We start from the raw sequence: 19,121 nt of genomic DNA, 5'->3' as shown, positions 1-19,121 counted from the left end.
AGTTGATGGGGATACTCCACTTATTATCAAACTAATAGGAGTTAATCCCTTTTAGAACTAAATATACGTGATCTTTGAAAATACTCAATGCAACATACAATAACATAATCGCCATAACGGTATTAAACAATTTGATTACATCTTTTCTTTTAATAAAAGTACTGGAAAATGAACCGATTACTGCATAAGATAATGGTGGGCAGGTAGCTAGCAATCCTAAAATAACTGACATGATTAATATTTTGATACCTACAATATCGTTTGCTGGGAAATTAATCGTTGCAATGGGCAGGGTTGCTAATGTTTCTTTTAGTTTTTTGTTAATACCCAAATTCAAACCCAAAAGGTTCATGGGACCTGGAGTATACATAATCCCTATAGCATATAAAAACATTTCTAACATATTAATACCTCCTATAACATGATGAGATAGATTTAATGTTTGAAAAAAGACTGATATTTATTTGGTGGTACACCATAGGCTTTCCTAAAACGATTTATGAAATGACTTAAATCGTGGAATCCATATTTATACCCAATATTTAAGGGTAGAAACCCCATTTCTAAATACTAACTGATCTTTTTTCATCTAATCACCTATCATTATTATAAATTAATTAATCAAAAAAACATTGCAAAAAATTGCTCATATCAAAAAATTCCAAACTAGTAAGGCATATATAGCTAGAAGGCCACTCCTCTTCTCTTAAATGTTCTATGTAAACTGAATAAACGAAACTCCTTCTTGGTAATAATTGAGATTACAATATATTACAAGAAAGAGTTGTTTATAGAAAAACCTAGCAGAACATTCAATCTCTACTAGGCTAATACTTTATTATTTTACTTGCTTTTATTTGCAAGAATCAATACTTTTTTCGAAAGCTTTCATCATAAGCATTGCTACTGCAGCACCTGGATCTAATAAAGTTCTAGAATCTTCTCCTCTAATTGCTGCTCTTCCGTGAACCGCAATCATAGTAGTTGTATTTTTGTAACCTTCTTCTGCTCCTACTAATGCTGCTTTTGCTCCTACAGAAAGAGATTCCCCTCTATTTAATGAAGCTTTTAATGCTTCTACTGCAGGGAACATTCCGTCAAGAAATGTTTTTTCACCAATTTTAGCTTTCCCTCTATTAGCTACTCCATCCATATAAGATTGAAATAACTCAGCAATATCTATATCTTGTAGTTCTGTTTTTCCTTTTAAAATTTTACCAGCATTCATAAAACCTGATGCCATAAGGGTTCCCATTGTTGAAGGTACAGCTACTGACATTGCTTTACCACTAGTATATAAAAGTTTACCAGCGTCATCACCTTCAAAATTTTCAGCTGCTTTATAAGCTGCTGAAAAACCATCACTCATAGTTAAACCTAAATCACCATCACCAACCATACTATCAAGGTCGATTAAATAATCTTTATTTTCTACCATAATATCCATTAAGTTTTTTAGCAAACTTCTCAAATACTTATTATCCATTTTCATGCCTCCATTTATCCTCTTATATTTCTATTGTCTAAAGAATGGTGTGTGAGCTGATTGTTCCATCAAATCTTTCAATTCATCATCAAGCTTAAGTATAGAAATAGAAATTCCTGCCATTTCTAATGCAGTAGCATATTCGCCAACATACAAATGGTGTACTCTAATCTTTTTTTCTGCCATGTACTGACTTACACGACGTGTAACTATATATTGTTCATCTAATGTAGTTGCACCTAATCCATTTATAAGAATATCAACTTCGTCACCTTCAACATATGGAATATCTGAAACAATCTTATCTAACATTTCATTAGTGATATCATCCGCACTTTCTATTTTCCCGTGACGAATACCTGTTTCACCGTGAATTCCCATTCCAATTTCCATATCATCTTCACCAATAGTAAAGCCTGGTTTACCTACTCTAGGAACTACACAAGGTGTAAGTGCAACTCCCATAGTTCTTACATTCGCTGCAGCTTTTTCTGCAACACGTTTAACTTCTTCTAATGTCATCATTTTATTTGCTGCTGCACCAGCACATTTGAATACAAAGAAAATACCAGCAACACCACGACGAGTATTTTTTTCATCTTCTGCAGATGGACCAGCAGAGGCTACATCGTCTCCTGCAACAACGCTTAACACTTTAATTTCCTCTTCAAAATCTGCCATTTCAGCAGCCATATCAAAATTAAAAATATCTCCATTATAATTTCCATAAATATAAAGAACGCCTGAACCAGAATCTATTTCTTTTGTTACAGCAAGCATCTGTTCTGCACTTGGTGATTGAAATACATCTCCAACAGAACATCCGTCTAGCATTCCCTTACCAACATATCCCAAAAATAATGGAAGATGCCCAGAACCTCCACCTGTAGCGATTCCAACTTTTCCTTCAACTTTATTTGCTGTTACAAGACAATGAAGGTCATCTCCTGTATAAGTAATCAAATCGCTATGGGCTATATAAAGACCCTCCAACATTTCTTTAACATAATCTTCAGGTTTATTAATAATTTTTTTCACAATTGTTACCTCCTTGTATAATGTAGTCATAATATTTGAAAGTAAACAATCTTATTTTCTTACAAATATTACAATTCATTTCTTTTATATTTTTCATAGAACCCAAATCTTTTAGGTTTACTATTCTCATCTAACTTAGTTTTCTAATATTCCTTAATTGGAACCTAAACTAATTAACTACATATTTCTATCTATAAATTCTTTTTTAATTTTATTTGACTACTACTAGCTGTTCTAAATTTTATTGGATGTTCTTGAAGTATCGCTTTTACAACCATTACTACAATTAACAAAAGCCCCCACGCAAGTGTTTTAATAAATGCGTTGAATCTTAAAATATTAAATGCACTTGATATCATTTGCAAAATAATAACAGCCAATGAAACACCTAAAACTTTTCCTTTTCCTCCTGAAGGTGCTACTCCACCAAGTACAACAATTAGTAAAGTTAATAGTATGTATGATGTACCATAATCAGACTTTGCAGACCCGTAGTGAGAAATTATTATTATTCCTGCTATAGCTGCCAATATTCCAGATAACATATATGTAATCAATGTTACACGCAAATTATTTATTCCCGCATAACGTGATGCAGATTCATTAGTACCCATAAAACTAAGCTGCTTTCCGTAAACAGTGTATTTAAGAATAAAATTTAACCCAATAGCAATTAGCACAAATATTACAAAAGCTATTGGAATAAATCCCAAAATAGAACCATTTGCAATTATTTGAAGTGATTCAGGTAAACCAGTAATAGCAGGTCCTTTAGTAATTACAACTCCTAGTCCCGTAAACAGTTGCCCTCCACAAAGAGTTACAAGCATAGCTGGTATTTGTAATTGCCCAATCAAATAACCATTAAACAATCCGCACAATGCACCTACAACAATAGCTGCAATAATTCCAATAATAATTGAAGTTTGAGTACTACCCATTGTAATAATAATTAGTGCTGCCACTATACCAGATAAATTAGCCGTACCAACCAATGATAAATCAATACCGCCTGAAATCATACAAATCATCATACCGAAACAAAGAATTCCAAACTCTGGAAACTGAAATGCCATAGAACTAACATTACTAACCTGTAAGAAATCAGGAGTTATAAAAGTCATAACAACAACAATACCAACAGCAATTCCAAATAGCGTTAAGATACTTTTATCATAACTTTTGATACCGTTTTTTAATTTTTCCATCTATCTAACCCTCCTATATCTTATATCTTAGGGCGATTTTCTTTGCTCTAAGGGAAGTAATTGATGTACCTAATACGATAATCAATCCAACAGCAAATGTCTGCCAGTAGTTAGGAATACCTAGCATAATAAGGTTGTTAGATACCAATGTAATAAGTAGTACACCCAAAACCGTTCCAATAACTGTACCATGTCCCCCAGTAATTCGTGTTCCGCCGATTACAACAGCAGCTATAGCCATCATTTCTGCGCCCATAAGATTTGAAGGATGTGCATTTCTCATAAGTATTGCATAAGTTATACCAGTAATACCAGTTAAAAAACCAGCAAACATATATATAATAAACTGTGTTCTAATTACATTAATACCAGCAATTCTTGCTGCATTTGCATCACCACCAATAGCATAAATTTTTCTACCTAACATTGTATACTTTAAAATCCAATGAAGAAAAAAGCATAGTACAATTGGTAATATTACAAATATAGTTATTGATGTTTTACCACCTGTAACATTTGCAATAGAAAATAAATATTTTTGTGATAATGCATCAACAGAAGTGGGAATATTTGAAATTTCTCTTCCATTACTGTAAACTAACGTTGCTCCATTTGCTAAACTGCTCGTCCCTAAAGTAGCAATCAGTGCTGGAATTTTAAATTTTCCTACAAGAAATCCATTTACCACTCCCCATAAAAAACCCAATAAGCCTGCAAAAGCAAATGCAAAAGCAACACTATCAATATTAAAAATATTCATAATTGAAATTGTAAAATACAACGAAAAACAAGCAATAGCAGGAAATGAAACATCTATTCCACCAGACACTATAATAATCATTTCACATAAAGCAAAAATCATCATAATAAGCATAGACCGTGATGTATCAAACACTGTACTCATGCTAAAAAAAGCTGGATTAACAAATCCTATTAATAGTGCAAGTGTTATTATAATATAGACAACAAACATTTCATTTGTAGTCAAATTCTTTGTGGAAATAATTTTTTTCATATTACTCCCTCCTGTTTATTTTTTCCATTAAGCATTGTTGCTAGTGCTGATTCATTAGTTTCTGAGCTATTAATTTCAACACTCACCCGCCCTTCACTCATTACAATAATTCTATTACAATTTTGAATAAGCTCAGAAAGGTCATCTGAAATAATAATAACTCCTACGCCATTGGAAGCAAGATTGTGTAAAATTTCATGAATATCTGATTTTGCACCAATATCTACACCTACAGTGGGACCATTTAAAATAATCAGATCCGGCTTAGTATTAATCCATTTAGCTATAACAACCTTTTGTTGATTACCACCAGAAAGTGTTTTAATCAAAGGTTCTGAAGATGGAGCTACAATATTCAAATCTTCAATCCATTTTTCAGCTACCTGTGTCATCTCACTATATTGAAGTCTGAATTTCTTGAAATAATTTTCAATAGAAGCTGCAATAGTATTATCAGCTATAGATCTTTCCAAAAACAGTCCTTGTGTTAACCTGTCTTCAGGCACATACGCAAATTTATGATTAATTGCATCTCCAATATTCTTGATGCATATTTCTTTCCCATGTAAAAATATCTTTCCGGAATTTGCGGGCATAACTCCAAATAAAGCATCTGCTATTTCACAACGTCCAGAACCCAAAAGACCTGATATTCCTAGTACTTCGCCTTTTCTTAAGCTTAAATTAACATCATTGAACGCACCTTTTCTTGATAAATGTTCTAGTCTTATAACTTCATCGCCAATTTCAGAAGGACGATAATTAGATTCTACTATATCTCTTCCCGTCATATATTTTACAAATGTGGGTCGATCAAAATCTTCAATGTCACCTGTAGCTACATTTGCCCCATTACGCAAAATGGTAAGCTTGTCTGCAATGCCATAAACTTCTTCTAATTTATGCGTTACAATAACAACTGCAATACCTTTTGCTTTAAGTTTCTCAATAATTATAAAAAGCTTATCCACTTCTTTTGCTGTTAAAGCAGTTGTTGGCTCATCAAGTATAAGCAATTTAGCATCTTCCACAATCGCCCTACATATGGCTACCATTTGTTTGTTTGCAACAGACAACCGTTCCACTAAAAGATCAGTATCCATATGTGCACCAATCTGTTCCATAGCTTTAATAGCAACTTCTTTACTCTTTTTCCAGTTCATTGTTTTTTTTCCGGTTTGTAATGCACTATTCATAGCAATATTTTCTGCAACCGTTAAATTAGGAAACACGGCGAAGTCCTGATAAATAACCTGAACACCTAATCGGATCGCATCAATTGGACCAAAGTTTTTCATTTGATTTCCATCAATATATACTTCACCTTCTGTTGCAGGATGGACTCCTGATATCACCTTAATTAAGGTAGATTTCCCACAACCATTTTCTCCAGCAAGGCAATGTACCTCACCTTTTTTTACGGTTAAATTTACTCCTTTTAAGGCATGAACTCCACCAAAGGATTTTTTTATTCCTTTTAATTCAAGGAAAACCTCTCCCACTCTCATCATCCACCTTCATTTTTTTTTAAGACACAAGCCCCATGATTTTATTAACATGAGGCTTGTACAACTTGAATATTAGGAATTAGAAGTTTAACGCTGGATCGTCTACATTGTTTTTATCAACATCAACCCAAGCCTCACCAGTTAATACTTTTCCGTCTAAAGTAAGCTTTTCATAACCACTTACGCCAAGGTCAATACCATCTGCAACAGTTTCACCAGATAGAATTTTTTCAGCAAGAACGTTCATAGCATAACCTGCATCAGCTGGGTCCCAGAATGAAATCATATCAATTGTACCTGATTTTACATATTTTCCTGAAACAGATACTAATGATGTACCAACAACTTTAATTTTTCCAGAGAGTCCAGATTCTTCAACAGCAAGTGCAGCACCGGCTACATCTCCCATTGCACTACCTTGTATAGCTGCAATATCAGGATTTGCTTTAATAGCCTCTTTTACTTTATCATAAGAAATTGATTGATCATCTTTTGTTTCAATCTTGTCACCAAACATTTTCATTTTAGGGAATTTAGTTTGTTGTAAAGCTGAAGCTGCATCTGTCCATTGTTTATGTGATTGAGAAGTTAAAGCTCCAACTTCTTGAATATATTGTCCTTCTCCACCTGTTAACTCCCCTATCTTTTCCATAAAATGTTCACCATAAGCATCATTATCAAATGCTTCTATATCGTAATCTATATTTGTCATACCAGCAGCTTCATGAGTTATAACTAGGATGCCCGCATCTTTCGCCTTTTTAAGAACAGGTTCAAGAGCTTCTGTTGAAAATGGTACAACACATATCGCATCTACTTTTTTTGCAATTAAATCTTCGATAACCTGTGCCTGTAATGCAGCATCACCAGTTGCAGGACCAGTATAATATGCATCCATTCCGCTATCACTAGCATATTTCTTTACTCCTTCTTCCATCCTTTGGAACCAAGCAATACTTGTTAATTTAGGAACTGTTACAATTGTATACGCTTCTTTAGCGTCTTTTGAATCTACTGTCTTATTGTCTGAAGATGTTCCACAACCTGCAAGACTTAAAGTAAGAACTAATGCCGTTACTAAAGATACAATTTTTTTCAAATAAATTACCCCCCTGGTTTTCGTTTAGAGATTAGTAAACATTTAGTCAATTATCATCTAAACGTTTTCTATATTGGAATTAATATACCACATATTAATTATAATGTCAATATATACATATATTTCTATGTATTATATTGACACTTTTGGTTAATATGATTAATTTTCCATTTTTGTGAATATGTAAACATTACTAAACTCATTTATTCGTTTATCAAATACACTCTTCGCATTTAATGAAAATCGGGTAAAATATAAGAACGTCCCAATTAATGAAACGTTCGATATCTATTAAATTTATTTTTCTGTATTTAAAACAGTACTGGATCTAAGTATGAGTTCTCCACCAACCTTAATCTTAACATCACTATAAGAAGCATGCTCTATCATATCACAAATCTGTCTAACTGCAAGTGTACCAATCAAAGCCTTAGGAATACGCATTGTAGTAAGAGGAGGTGAATTAATTTCAGAAAAGTAAATATCATCAAATCCTATTACTGAAATATCTTCAGGAACATGATAACCCGATTCTTTAAGAGCTTTTATCGCACCAATGGCAATTGAATCATTATCCGAAAAAGCACAACTTGGCAACGAAGTAGTAGTTAATAGTTTTTTCTTCATTTCACCATATGCACCAACTAAAGTAGGAGTAACCTTAAATTCAAAATCAGAAATAAATTCTAAACCAAACTCTTTACAGTACTTTCTAAAAGCAATATTTCTCTCATTAAAATTTGCAATAGCTACATTACTATGAAAATAAGCAATTCTTTTGTGCCCTAACTCAGCAAGATGAGAAAGTGCAAAACGTACCGTTTTATCGTTATTAATGGCAATACTGTTACACCAATGAATTCCAGCTGCATTATCTACCACTATAAAAGGCTTTACAATACCCTCTAAACAATTATACTGTTCTTCCTCTAATTCAGTACCCAACACTATCAACCCATCAAACATGCTAAAATCTATATTTCTAACAGTTTCTTCAAAATTATTATTAGATACAACAATACTAAGATTATATCCTTGCAAACGGCATTCAGCTTCAATAGCATCTAAAATTACGGATATAAACCCTTCGTTTTGTTCTACAAGCATGCCATGTTTTCTATGTTTAAGGAAGCAAATATTTTTTACAGAAACTTTAGTTTTTTTGTTATTTGTATAATTACATTGCTTCATAACATCCAAAACATGTTTCCTTGTCTTTTCACTTACTCCTTTTTTATTGTTTAGAACAATAGAAATCGTTGCAGGTGATACCCCCGCTATTTTAGCTAATTCTCTTACCGTCACATCAAACCCCTCCGTAAATGTTTTTACGATTGCTATTATATCAAACATATAATCACAACTCAATGTTTATTAAACAATTACTAAACTTTTTTTCTTTAAACCTAATTCTGTGAAAGTTTTTTGTTCAATACTCTTTATTCTATTATTATCTTTGTCTATTATATATCTCTGGATTGGATAATTAGAACATTCATAAAACTTCTTACCTTTATTGGGTCCTCTTCTAGTTTCTCTAAGCACCATAGGTACACTACATTTAGGGCATAGTGGTGTCTCATTTACTGTAGCTGCTAAACAACCTGAATTATTTGATCTATTATTTTTTATCTTTTACTACTTAATTTTACAATATTGGATATATTTAATCAATCTATATGCATTTTGCATTCCATTAATTTTCCTACTAAAAGAAACCAGTATCTACTTTCAATACTGGTTTCTTTTAGTAGGAAATAAAATTCATATTGATAACAAGTGGTATAAATATTATAACTATTTTTTTCTTGCATAAGATATAAATAATTGAAAGGAGTTGTTCCTAGAATATATAATAAATTTACATAATATATTATATAAGGGGGTGAGTCCTAATAAAAAAGTTTAAAAAAGTACTTTTAATAATAATAGGAACATTTTCAATAATATTAGGTTTAATAGGTATAATCTTACCACTTTTACCCACAACTCCTTTTCTATTACTAGGAGCTACATGCTATATAAGGAGTTCAAAAAAACTTTATAATGCTCTTATTAATAATAAATGGTTAGGAAACTATATTAAAAATTTCAAGGAAAACAAATCAATTTCCAGAAAGACTAAAGTACTATCTATTAGTTTATTATGGATAACCATTGGATATTCCGCTATTTTTTTAATTGCAATTCCGTGGGTTAAGCTTATATTATTCTTTATAGCTGTTGGAGTTACTTTACATCTATTATCTTTCAAAACCTTACCAAAAGAGGATCAATGAATTATGGAATAACAGATTGTAAATGATGGAATATCAATAGGTAATCCCTCTTTCATAGAAGCTTGCCTGCATGTATTCTGACCTAAGCCAGCTTGTAAAACGTTTCCCATAATTACTTCGTCTACTAACTCTGGTTTTATACTTGCTCTTTTAACCGCCTCTTTAATTACTAAAGCCCCAAAATCTACTGCTGAAACATTTTTTAAACTACCACCAAAACTTCCATGGCTGTTATAACCGCACTAGCAATTACAACTTCTCTCATTTTAAAACCCTCCTATAAAGTCTTAATACAATACATGGAGTGTTAAATTCTCTCTAGAATTAACACTCCATGTATTGTATTATTTTTTTCTATTTTGGAGGTATTACCGTAGCAATACCTTTAAGAACTACTACTCCATCTTGATTTGTGCAAATTGTATTTAACTTAATCTTATTTTTTTCTTCTATTTTTTCAATTACTTCTACTTCTGCTTTTATAGTATCACCAAATCTCACTGGTGCTGTAAACTTAAGCTCTTGACCTAAGTAAATTGTTCCTGGACCAGGCAATTTCATCCCCAATACAGCAGATATAAACCCTGCTGTTAACATCCCGTGAACAATTCTTCCTTTAAACATTGAATTTTCAGCTTCACGTTGATTTATATGTGCTGGATTTAAATCACCTGTTACACCTGAATATAAATAAACATCTGTTTCTGTAACTGTTTTTTCAAAGAAATCTTTATCGCCTATATTTAATTCCTTTATAGTTAATCCTTTCATTTCTATGACTCCTTTATATATTAGTTAAATTATTTTGAATAATCATAGAACCCTTTTCCAGTTTTCCTACCAAGTAATCCACCTCTAACCATTTTTATAAGTAAAGGATGTGGTCAATAAATTTTTGTTTTTCTTAGGAGGAATAACTATACACTCTCCATCAACCACAAGCATATTATTTTGATTTTTTACTATAGTTTTTAATTTAATTCTTTCTCTATCCATCTTCTCAATAACTTCAACCCTTACATGTATCCTATCGCCTATCCTAACAGGTGCTCTAAATCTAACATTTTGCGAAACATAAATAGTACCTGGCCCTGGTAATTGTCTTCCTAAAACAGGAGAAATGAAACTTGCTATTAACATTCCATGGCAAATCCTTGTCTCAAATATCATATCTTTAGCAATTTCTTCATTGATATGAAAAGAATCCAAATCCCCAATAATAGCAGCAAAGGTATTTACATGATTCTCATCAATTTTTTTTTCTATAAATGCTGTATCTCCAATATTTATTTCATTATAGGCTTTACCAAATTTCATTGTTTAGCACTCCTTATAGTAAGTTTCATATTAATCTTTTCCTTATTCTGATTTTGCTTCTCCCCATAATATTGCAGTGGCAGCCCATGTATATCCTGTACCAGAACCTAACATTACCGTAAGATCTCCATCTTTTAAACGACCAAGCTTCTCGCCTTCTACTAAGGAAATATATGCATCAGCAGATTGACAATGTCCATACTTTTCTAGAACAAAAGAGTTTTCTTCTGTTAGATGTATTCTTTCAAGTATTTTGTTTAGTATGGACCTTTTCATAAAAATAGGTGCTAGGAAATTAAGATCCTCAATTATATATCCACTTTTTTCAACTGACTTTGTGATGACCTTGCAAAAATTATCCAATGATATGGGATCAAGTCTTTCCTTCATAGATTTTGGATCTTTAACATCTAAATTTCTTAAATCATAGTTCAAAGTTTCATTATTATAATAATTCTGTGAGCCTACTCCATACACCGCAACATCCTCTGCAAATCTACCATCAGTTATCATATGAGTAGATAAAATCTGATTTTTTGTACATCCTTTAACTAGTAATGCTCCAGATGCTCCATCTCCAAAATTAAACATAAATCTTGCCTTTTGATTTTTATAATCAACTAAATCAGTTTCTTTTGAAGAAGATATTAGTAACACATTATTTATATCAGAATTAGTTAACATCATACTTTTCAAAACATTTAGCGACCACACCCCTGCTGAACACAATGAGTGTATTTCAAAGGCATTGGCATTCTTTGCTCCTATCTCATTTTGTATTTTAGCAGCCAAGTTAAATAAATAGTAATCCTTATATTCACTACCACAATAAACAACGAGATCTAAATCCATAGGATCAAAATTCTCAAGTGTAATTTTAGCAGCCTTTATTGCCATATCGGAAACATGTTCATCAACGCCAGCTTTATGTTTTTCAATAATCCCAAATTTATTTTTTATTACATCCTGTGGGATACCTGACTTTTCTGCAATATATTCACTACTCTCAGTTTCTTTTGGTACATATATTCCTATATTTTGTATTCCAACCACATCATAATTTATCATATCAATTTCTCCTTCCTAGTCCTGTGCTTTTCCATAAAGTTTCATCACACTTGCCGCTACAATTTTTCCTACATTGTTCTTTGGAAGTTCTTTAATAATCTGTATATATTTAGGAATTTTATAACGTGCCAATTTACTACTTAAATGATTTAATATTTCTTCTTTTGTAATTTTACTATCTGATTTTAACACAATTACTGCCTTACCTACTTCTCCCCAATTTTCATCAGGTACACCAATGACACATACTTCATGAACTTCTTCAATATCATATAATGCTCTCTCTATTTCTGGTGGAAAGACATTTTCGCCACCACTTATAAACATATTTTTCTTTCTTCCAACGATATAATAAAATCCATCTTCATCTTTCTTCGCCATGTCACCAGTATATACCCATCCATTTCTTATGGTTTTTGCAGTTTCTTCCTCATTATTCCAATATCCTGAGAAAATTTGTGGTCCACTCCAAATTAGTTCTCCAGATTCATCTATTCCTACTTCATTTCCTTCATTGTCTACAATTTTGGCTTGTGTAAAGTACATAGGCTTGCCCACAGACTGATATTTATCCTTTATCTGTTCAAATGTCATAAATTCTGCTGGAGCTGTAAGGTTATTAGGTCCTGCTTCTGTCATACCATAACCTAATACAAATCTAATTCCTCTCTCCCAGAATTTTTCCATAATGTTAATTGGTGTAGGCGCAGCACCTGCCATTACCCATTTAACAGAAGAAAAATCTGTTGTTTCAAATTCTGGTAAATTTACCATCATCCTAAAAATTGTAGCAGCTCCAAATATAAAGGATGGTTTCTCATCATTTATAATTTTTAATGATAGTTTTGGGTCAAATTGTTTATTTATAATAATTCTTCCTCCAGCATGCAATAATGGCAATGTGAGCAAATTCCATCCACCAGTATGAAATAGTGGAAGTAAAATGTGTGCACTATCATTGTGTGTTATTCCCCATGTCAATACCTCGTTCATTGAATTAAACAACATTGCTCTATGAGAAATCATTCCGCCCTTTGGTAAACCAGTAGTTCCTCCTGTATGGATAATCATATGAATATCCTCTAGATCTAAATCGCTACAATATATATCAGCATTATTACCATAATCAAGTATTTCCTCATAATGTAAATCATTATTTTCTGAATCTCCATTTGATAAAACAATATATTGATTAAGTTCTACTCTTTTCTTTAATTCTTCTACAATATCTTTGAATTTCTCTTCATAAAACAGCATTTTAGGAGTTTCATTTTTTATTAGTTGTTCTAATTCATCGACAGACAATCGTGCATTATATGGCACAAAGATTGCTCCTACCTTAGCAGTGGCATAATAAGCATCAAACAATTCTATACCGTTTCTAGAAATAAAAGACACTCTATCCCCTTTTTTTATGCCTAATACTTCAGCCATATAATTGGCTAAAATATTAGATCTATTGTCTAAATCATCAAAAGTATAATGCATATTATTATCCAAATCATAAATCGCTTCTTTTTCAGGTGATATTCTTGCTCTAAAATAAGAATAATTCCCTATCCATCCGGTATTCTTCATTATGCTTTTCCCCCTCTATAAATTTATTTCTTTAATTGCTTAATTACATGGGCCATATTATCCCCTAAATGTTTCATAATTCCTATACCTTCCATATCTTCATCTGCATCAATGTTTCCACCTTTTCCAGCAACACCTACATTCCAATAATGAGATCCTACTACAATACAGTCATTTACTGTAGCCCATAATAAAAGCTGTGCAAAGGTAAAATTTTGTCCAGCTCTTCTTGCCACTGTAATTGGGGCAACAACCTTGCCTGAAAAAGCAGTTCCATTCCATTCATAACTATCAGATTTATTCTTCATATCGTTAGATACCCACCGTCCAAGAAAACCTGCTCTATCTAATAATGCTTTTAATTTAGGTGTAATAGAGGAATGGTAGACTGGAGATCCTAACAGAATACCATCTGCTTCTATCATTTTCTTAAACACTTCTTGAAAATCATCTTTTATACTACACTCCTTGCTCTTTGTACATAAATAGCATCCATTACACTCATCAATTTTTTTACCTTTAAGCCTTATTAACTCAATATCAATTCCTCTATCTTTTAATTGTTGCAATGCTGTATTAATTAAAAATTCTGTGTTCCCTTCCTCTCTTGGACTACCTGTAATACCAATAACTTTCATCTTTTCTCCTCCTTAAAAAGATCTACATCAAATAGAGAAATTTATCTATTTGATGTATTTATCTTACAAATCTATTACAGCCTCAACTCTCTTATCAAGTTCATCGCCTGTAGCCCCTTTGGTAAATAACGAAACAAGCACTGTTACCACCAATGCAGCAGTAATTACGTTGACATACCAAGGCAAACCACCAGGCCATTTAAATCCATTTCTATTTAGAATTAGTGCAGTAACATTAAGTACTAATGCAGTTATCAAACCTGAAAATACTCCTTGACTGCTTGCTTTTTTCCATAACAACCCTGTTATAAAAACTGGGAAAGTTGCCGACATTAATGTACCCCATCCAAATGTACCTAATATAGCCACTGCTTCTCCACTTGTTAATGCAAACATGATAGCGAATATACCTATTACAAAAGTAGTAACTCTTGAAACTCTCAGTTGCTTTTTTGTATCTAATTTTTTACCCAAAGCACTAGGTAAATCTCTTGAAATTATATTAGATGATAGAGTTAAAAACATACTAGCTGTAGACATTGAAGCTGCAAGTATTGCGGTATAAACAAATAATTGAGCATATACTCCAACATGGTCTGCAACAGCAAAAATTGCATTATCGCCCTTTACTAATGGGGGAATAGCTCCCTTACCAACAAGATAAAGAGCTGCATATGCCATTGTTACTGCAAATAGACCCACTATCATATGTCCCATTGCTGCATATAATCCTAGTTTTGGCATATCTTTCGGATTCTTTAATGCATACATTCTTGTTAATACTTGTGGCTGTCCCATTGTTCCAAGAATAGGAATGAACATCCATGTCATTGCAATTGAACCCGGAAGTATTCCCCAAGCATCTAACATTCCTGGACTGAATGCTTTGGTAACCTCTTGCCCATCAATATTTGCAGTAATATTTCCTGCGTTTGAAACAACTTCAACAACGTTTTCAAATCCTCCAGTAATTGAGAAGAAGGCAATGATCATAATTATTCCAGCTATCACCATAACTAATCCTTGGAAAGCCTGTGTCAGAACTCCACCCACTTCTCCACTTATAGCAGTGTATATAGTAAGAATACCGAAGATGATAAAGCCTGCTAACATTGGATTCCATCCTAATAAATGAGCAAATAATGTTGAAACAGCACTGATTTGGGATGCTAAATATGCTATTGCACCCAAGAAAAGCACTACAGATAATGTAGCCTTAATTCCCCTATGGCTATTAAATCTTAGATCAGATATATCCCCTAAACTTGCTATAGGTCCTACTTCTGCCATTGCTCTTATTTTTTTACCAATAGCTAGATAAGCCATTGCAAATGCTGCCGATGATAACATCCATAACGTCATAGTATTACCAAATGAATAAATAATACCTGGAACACCAACTATAGCAAATGCACTTGCTACTGCTGCTATTGTAGATAAACTAATAGTTAAAGGTCCAAAAAGTGCTGTACCTCCAAAAAAAGATTGAGCATCAGAAGCTTTTTTCTTTGCAGTCCATCCTATTAAGAAAGATACTAAGATCATTCCAAAAGAAAAAAACAGTATTAAAGCCTTAACTCCACTTGTCATCTATTTAGCCTCCTTTTTACTATTTATTACTTCAATTTTCTTTTTAAAATCATCCCAATCTTCATTTGATAACCAAAGATCAGAATAGAAATAAAATCCCACTGAAAGTGTAAGTACTCCACCAATCCAATATGTTAAAATGGTAAAAGAAAAAGATGGATGAAAACCTAGTATTGTGAAATTGGGCATTTTACCTGCAAGAACATCTGCATAATATTTTGAAAAATAAAAACCAACATTCCATAAAACTGCCCATGATAATAATGGATAGAAAAGCAATTTTTTATTTAGCTTTCCCCCTTTAGCTGCACCAAGTATCATATAAAGCAACATTAGAATAACACTGGCAATCATGCCAACAAACCACTTACCATTCCACCCACAAATAGTAATAAGTACCCAAAGACATGTAATAATCAAAAAAATTCCCGTTCTTTTATTACCTATTTCCATAATATACCTCCAATGTTTTTTATTTTTATAAAAAATATCCTCCTTTCACAAAATTTATAATAGTAGATGGCAGAAATCTGGCATCTCTAAACTACATTTTTAATACATCAAATACTTGCATATGTACAACTTATTAAGTAATCGTTAACACTAATAATGAATAATGTTTGTCTTGAAAATATTTACAAAGAAAATAACTGTAAATGTATTGCATACTATTCTTAAAATTGATTTAATTGAGTAAGTTTGTATTATTTATGCAATATATTTTAGCAATTACTATGCCAATCAAACTTTTTTATCTACAAAGGCTAATTTCCCATAAAATTTTGATATATTCATAATTTGTGATAAAATGGATTAGTATCAAATTGTTACATATAAAATCAATTCTTTTAATCTATCGTTGTCCTTCCAATTAAATTATCCATGTGTAACAAATTGTTACATAGAACTATTTGTTACACATGCTAAAACTCTTGTTAATGTAAGACTGAAATATTCTAAATATTACTATGTTTTATAGAAAGGATGATAAAATTGAACAATTATCCAAGTTCAGATATTAACCCAGATGAAATTGCAGATATTTTTGTATCAATGACTTCCCTACTTTTTAATCAATTACCAATTCCAATAAACTTTGTTGATAGCAATAGTCGAATTATTATAATGAATCAAGCTTTCTTAGATTTTTTGGACTTAGAACTTAAAGATGTGATAGGAAAACCTGTTTCTGATATTGATCAAACTGTACGTCTGCCTATTGTGGTTAAAACTGGGAAAGCAGAAATTGGATGTAAACATAGATTTAAAAATGGACATAAAGCTATCGTTCATAGATTACCTTTATTTTATAAAGATGTAATAATTGGTGGTGTTGGTATAATACTTATTGAAGATTTAGAACAGTTTTATAATTTCTTTGATGAAAAAAATATTTTAAAGACTTTCGAGACCAATTCATCTAACAAAATTTCAGATATATACAAATCAAAATATACTTTTGACCATATATTAACTCACTCTCACTTAGGTAAAAAAACTAAAGCTAAAGCTAAAGCATATGCTGACACGGATTTTCCTGTTTTAATTACTGGAGAAAGTGGTGTAGGTAAAGAACTTTTTGCTCATTCAATACATTCATATAGTAGAAGAAAAGATGGCCCCTTTGTCCGTATAAATCTTGCATCTATACCGGAATCTCTTATTGAGTCAGAACTATTTGGTTATGAAAAAGGAGCATTTACCGGAGCTAAAAATTCTGGAAAACCCGGAAAGTTTGAACTATCAAACGGTGGAACTATTTTTTTAGATGAGATTGGTGAAATTCCTATGTATCTTCAAGTAAAACTCTTAAGGGTATTACAAGAAAAAGAACTTGAGCGAATTGGCGGTAATGAAATAATAAAATTAGATTTAAGAGTTATTGCTGCAACAAATTGTAATCTTGAGGGAAAGATTAAACAAGAAGAATTTAGACAAGACTTATTTTATAGATTAAACGTATTGAATCTAAAAGTCCCAAGTCTCAAGGAGAGGAAAGAAGATATCTCATTGCTAATAGATCATTTCAGAACTCAGATGTATCAGGAATTTGAAATTCATAAAAATTTCCCACAAGAAGTGAGAGAAATTCTTGTGAATTATTCATGGCCGGGAAATATACGTGAATTAAAAAATATTATTGAAAGAACAGCTGTTAATGCTTCTAGTGATAATGTTACAATTGAGGATATCCCAGAATATATTTTAAAAAGCACAAAAAAGTATAGTAACTTCGAATTTGGTGAAAATTATTTGAAAAATACACTCCTTGAGATCGAAAGAAAATTAATATTAGATACTCTAGAAAAAAATAACTATAACAAAGCTCAAACAGCTAAAGATTTAGGTATACCGAGAATGTCTCTTTATAGAAAGTTGAATGATATGGAATTAAATTGATAACGAATTCTTTTTGAATTATTAAAAGTTCTTCACAATTAGAGTTATTATTATATTTAGTTGTTGTGATTTCTTGATCTCCATATTCAATTTTTGCACTGTAACTAATATTATCCTTGTAAATTGCATTCAGAAAATCAATTATTGGCCTTTTATTAATATGAAATAGCTTCTTCATGATTTCATCTAAATTATATTAGATAATGAAAGGAGTAATTTTAATTTGATTCTAAATAAATTGGAACCATTCTCATGTGTTAGGCAATATTTAAATAATAATATTTAAAGACCATATAACTACGGTCTTTAAATGATACATTATGAGATTACTTTACTTCAAATTTAACTGATTTATCATATTCATCATCAATATAAAGTTTTACTTCATACTTACCAGTAGGAAATCCATCAATAGGTTTTGATAAATCAAAAACCACATTCTGATTAACTTCGGTAAGTTCAAGTTCAACCTCAGCGATAACATAATCGTTTTCATTATAGATCCATACTGCTTTAATTACAGTATCTTCAGGAGCATTATTTATTGTAGCTGTAACAAATATCATAGGTGAATCTACCGCAAACGTACTAATAAAATCAAGTGGTTTATAGGTGTTTTCATCAATGCTAGAAGCCGATTGAGCATTTTCAATCTTTGTTGACGTGTAACTAACTTCTCCACTACAAGCAACTAAGAGAAATAAAGTAAGTAAAACTCCTACAACTATAGAAATTCTCCTTAAAACCCTTTTGTTATTTAGCTTTTGATTTGAGTTATACGTTACTGGTTTCCTACATTTATTCTTTGCCATTACACTCTCCCAATATAATTTTTCTAATAAATAATGATAAAGGCTCCTTATTATATATGTTTATGGTAACCGTTATGTTACCATT

Annotated in this window: 19 protein-coding genes and 1 pseudogene; 2 read left to right on the top strand and 18 right to left on the bottom strand. The window is 31.8% G+C overall.

The features are described from left to right. Positions 1-31: 31 nt before the first annotated feature. The 9 genes from ACQ3F0_RS10340 to ACQ3F0_RS10300 form a co-directional block, all read right to left on the bottom strand. Positions 32-403 carry a hypothetical protein gene (locus ACQ3F0_RS10340; protein ID WP_428865151.1) on the bottom strand — a complete coding sequence of 124 codons (372 nt, stop codon included), beginning with the start codon at positions 401-403 and terminating at the stop codon, positions 32-34. A gap of 450 nt (positions 404-853) precedes the next feature. After that, the gene (locus tag ACQ3F0_RS10335; RefSeq protein ID WP_428865150.1) at positions 854-1,486 is read right to left on the bottom strand and encodes a dihydroxyacetone kinase family protein; all 633 of its coding nucleotides are present in this window, start codon (positions 1,484-1,486) and stop codon (positions 854-856) included. A gap of 30 nt (positions 1,487-1,516) precedes the next feature. Continuing rightward, complete coding sequence (locus ACQ3F0_RS10330) at positions 1,517-2,524, bottom strand: dihydroxyacetone kinase subunit DhaK (RefSeq protein WP_428865149.1); 1,008 nt, start codon at positions 2,522-2,524, stop codon at positions 1,517-1,519. 191 nt (positions 2,525-2,715) lie between these two features. After that, entirely contained in the window at positions 2,716-3,732 is a 1,017-nt protein-coding gene (locus ACQ3F0_RS10325; protein ID WP_428865148.1) for an ABC transporter permease, read from the bottom strand. A gap of 13 nt (positions 3,733-3,745) precedes the next feature. Further along, positions 3,746-4,747 carry an ABC transporter permease gene (locus tag ACQ3F0_RS10320; protein ID WP_428865147.1) on the bottom strand — a complete coding sequence of 334 codons (1,002 nt, stop codon included), beginning with the start codon at positions 4,745-4,747 and terminating at the stop codon, positions 3,746-3,748. Then, positions 4,744-6,249 (bottom strand): sugar ABC transporter ATP-binding protein, encoded by a 1,506-nt coding sequence (locus tag ACQ3F0_RS10315; RefSeq protein WP_428865146.1) that lies wholly within the window; start codon positions 6,247-6,249, stop codon positions 4,744-4,746. The genes ACQ3F0_RS10320 and ACQ3F0_RS10315 overlap by 4 nt, the downstream gene beginning before the upstream one ends. Positions 6,250-6,334: 85 nt before the next feature. Next, on the bottom strand, positions 6,335-7,354 hold the full coding sequence (locus ACQ3F0_RS10310) for an autoinducer 2 ABC transporter substrate-binding protein (RefSeq protein WP_428865145.1): 1,020 nt from the start codon (positions 7,352-7,354) through the stop codon (positions 6,335-6,337). Between the two features lie 297 nt (positions 7,355-7,651). Beyond that, the gene (locus tag ACQ3F0_RS10305; RefSeq protein ID WP_428865144.1) at positions 7,652-8,659 is read right to left on the bottom strand and encodes a LacI family DNA-binding transcriptional regulator; all 1,008 of its coding nucleotides are present in this window, start codon (positions 8,657-8,659) and stop codon (positions 7,652-7,654) included. Positions 8,660-8,728: 69 nt separating this feature from the next. Further along, positions 8,729-8,986 carry a topoisomerase DNA-binding C4 zinc finger domain-containing protein gene (locus ACQ3F0_RS10300; RefSeq protein ID WP_428865179.1) on the bottom strand — a complete coding sequence of 86 codons (258 nt, stop codon included), beginning with the start codon at positions 8,984-8,986 and terminating at the stop codon, positions 8,729-8,731. Positions 8,987-9,249: 263 nt separating this feature from the next. Here ACQ3F0_RS10300 and ACQ3F0_RS10295 point away from each other — a divergent pair, with 263 nt between their 5' ends. Continuing rightward, the gene (locus ACQ3F0_RS10295) at positions 9,250-9,633 is read left to right on the top strand and encodes a YbaN family protein (protein WP_428865178.1); all 384 of its coding nucleotides are present in this window, start codon (positions 9,250-9,252) and stop codon (positions 9,631-9,633) included. A 14-nt stretch (positions 9,634-9,647) separates the two neighbouring features. On the opposite strand, the pseudogene ACQ3F0_RS10290 reads toward ACQ3F0_RS10295, so the two are convergent. From ACQ3F0_RS10290 to ACQ3F0_RS10255, 8 genes and pseudogenes are all read right to left on the bottom strand, one after another. Then, positions 9,648-9,898, bottom strand: a pseudogene (locus ACQ3F0_RS10290) (thiolase family protein); the annotation flags it as partial. An 89-nt stretch (positions 9,899-9,987) separates the two neighbouring features. Then, positions 9,988-10,404, bottom strand: a complete 417-nt coding sequence (locus tag ACQ3F0_RS10285; RefSeq protein ID WP_428865143.1) for a MaoC family dehydratase — start codon at positions 10,402-10,404, stop codon at positions 9,988-9,990. Positions 10,405-10,488: 84 nt separating this feature from the next. Next, positions 10,489-10,950: a MaoC family dehydratase gene (locus tag ACQ3F0_RS10280; RefSeq protein ID WP_428865142.1), complete on the bottom strand. Its 462-nt coding sequence runs from the start codon at positions 10,948-10,950 to the stop codon at positions 10,489-10,491. A gap of 42 nt (positions 10,951-10,992) precedes the next feature. Then, positions 10,993-12,018 (bottom strand): 3-oxoacyl-ACP synthase, encoded by a 1,026-nt coding sequence (locus ACQ3F0_RS10275; RefSeq protein ID WP_428865141.1) that lies wholly within the window; start codon positions 12,016-12,018, stop codon positions 10,993-10,995. Positions 12,019-12,033: 15 nt separating this feature from the next. Then, positions 12,034-13,596, bottom strand: coding sequence for an AMP-binding protein (locus ACQ3F0_RS10270; RefSeq protein ID WP_428865140.1), 1,563 nt, complete (start codon positions 13,594-13,596; stop codon positions 12,034-12,036). A 23-nt stretch (positions 13,597-13,619) separates the two neighbouring features. Beyond that, positions 13,620-14,234, bottom strand: a complete 615-nt coding sequence (locus ACQ3F0_RS10265; protein WP_428865139.1) for a flavodoxin family protein — start codon at positions 14,232-14,234, stop codon at positions 13,620-13,622. A gap of 63 nt (positions 14,235-14,297) precedes the next feature. Beyond that, positions 14,298-15,824, bottom strand: coding sequence for a sodium:solute symporter family transporter (locus tag ACQ3F0_RS10260; protein ID WP_428865138.1), 1,527 nt, complete (start codon positions 15,822-15,824; stop codon positions 14,298-14,300). Continuing rightward, positions 15,825-16,277: a hypothetical protein gene (locus ACQ3F0_RS10255; RefSeq protein WP_428865137.1), complete on the bottom strand. Its 453-nt coding sequence runs from the start codon at positions 16,275-16,277 to the stop codon at positions 15,825-15,827. A gap of 540 nt (positions 16,278-16,817) precedes the next feature. On the opposite strand from ACQ3F0_RS10255, the gene ACQ3F0_RS10250 reads away from it, so the two are divergent. Continuing rightward, the gene (locus ACQ3F0_RS10250) at positions 16,818-18,224 is read left to right on the top strand and encodes a sigma-54 interaction domain-containing protein (protein ID WP_428865136.1); all 1,407 of its coding nucleotides are present in this window, start codon (positions 16,818-16,820) and stop codon (positions 18,222-18,224) included. 326 nt (positions 18,225-18,550) lie between these two features. On the opposite strand, the gene ACQ3F0_RS10245 is transcribed toward ACQ3F0_RS10250, so the two are convergent. After that, the gene (locus ACQ3F0_RS10245) at positions 18,551-19,036 is read right to left on the bottom strand and encodes a hypothetical protein (protein WP_428865135.1); all 486 of its coding nucleotides are present in this window, start codon (positions 19,034-19,036) and stop codon (positions 18,551-18,553) included. Positions 19,037-19,121 lie beyond the last annotated feature (85 nt).

Source organism: Clostridium sediminicola (assembly GCF_050402865.1).
GTDB lineage: Bacteria > Bacillota > Clostridia > Clostridiales > Clostridiaceae > Clostridium_AF > Clostridium_AF sediminicola.
The sequence above is the reverse complement of the archived record's forward strand: the minus strand, read 5'-3'. Positions and strand labels throughout refer to the sequence as shown.

Coding starts and splice junctions, on each gene's coding strand:
- ACQ3F0_RS10265 (WP_428865139.1), bottom strand. CDS start 14,234: ATGAAAGTTATTGGTATTACAGGTAGTCCAAGAGAGGAAGGGAACACA.
- ACQ3F0_RS10325 (WP_428865148.1), bottom strand. CDS start 3,732: ATGGAAAAATTAAAAAACGGTATCAAAAGTTATGATAAAAGTATCTTA.
- ACQ3F0_RS10255 (WP_428865137.1), bottom strand. CDS start 16,277: ATGGAAATAGGTAATAAAAGAACGGGAATTTTTTTGATTATTACATGT.
- ACQ3F0_RS10280 (WP_428865142.1), bottom strand. CDS start 10,950: ATGAAATTTGGTAAAGCCTATAATGAAATAAATATTGGAGATACAGCA.
- ACQ3F0_RS10260 (WP_428865138.1), bottom strand. CDS start 15,824: ATGACAAGTGGAGTTAAGGCTTTAATACTGTTTTTTTCTTTTGGAATG.
- ACQ3F0_RS10270 (WP_428865140.1), bottom strand. CDS start 13,596: ATGAAGAATACCGGATGGATAGGGAATTATTCTTATTTTAGAGCAAGA.
- ACQ3F0_RS10245 (WP_428865135.1), bottom strand. CDS start 19,036: ATGGCAAAGAATAAATGTAGGAAACCAGTAACGTATAACTCAAATCAA.
- ACQ3F0_RS10340 (WP_428865151.1), bottom strand. CDS start 403: ATGTTAGAAATGTTTTTATATGCTATAGGGATTATGTATACTCCAGGT.
- ACQ3F0_RS10320 (WP_428865147.1), bottom strand. CDS start 4,747: ATGAAAAAAATTATTTCCACAAAGAATTTGACTACAAATGAAATGTTT.
- ACQ3F0_RS10275 (WP_428865141.1), bottom strand. CDS start 12,018: ATGATAAATTATGATGTGGTTGGAATACAAAATATAGGAATATATGTA.
- ACQ3F0_RS10285 (WP_428865143.1), bottom strand. CDS start 10,404: ATGAAAGGATTAACTATAAAGGAATTAAATATAGGCGATAAAGATTTC.
- ACQ3F0_RS10335 (WP_428865150.1), bottom strand. CDS start 1,486: ATGGATAATAAGTATTTGAGAAGTTTGCTAAAAAACTTAATGGATATT.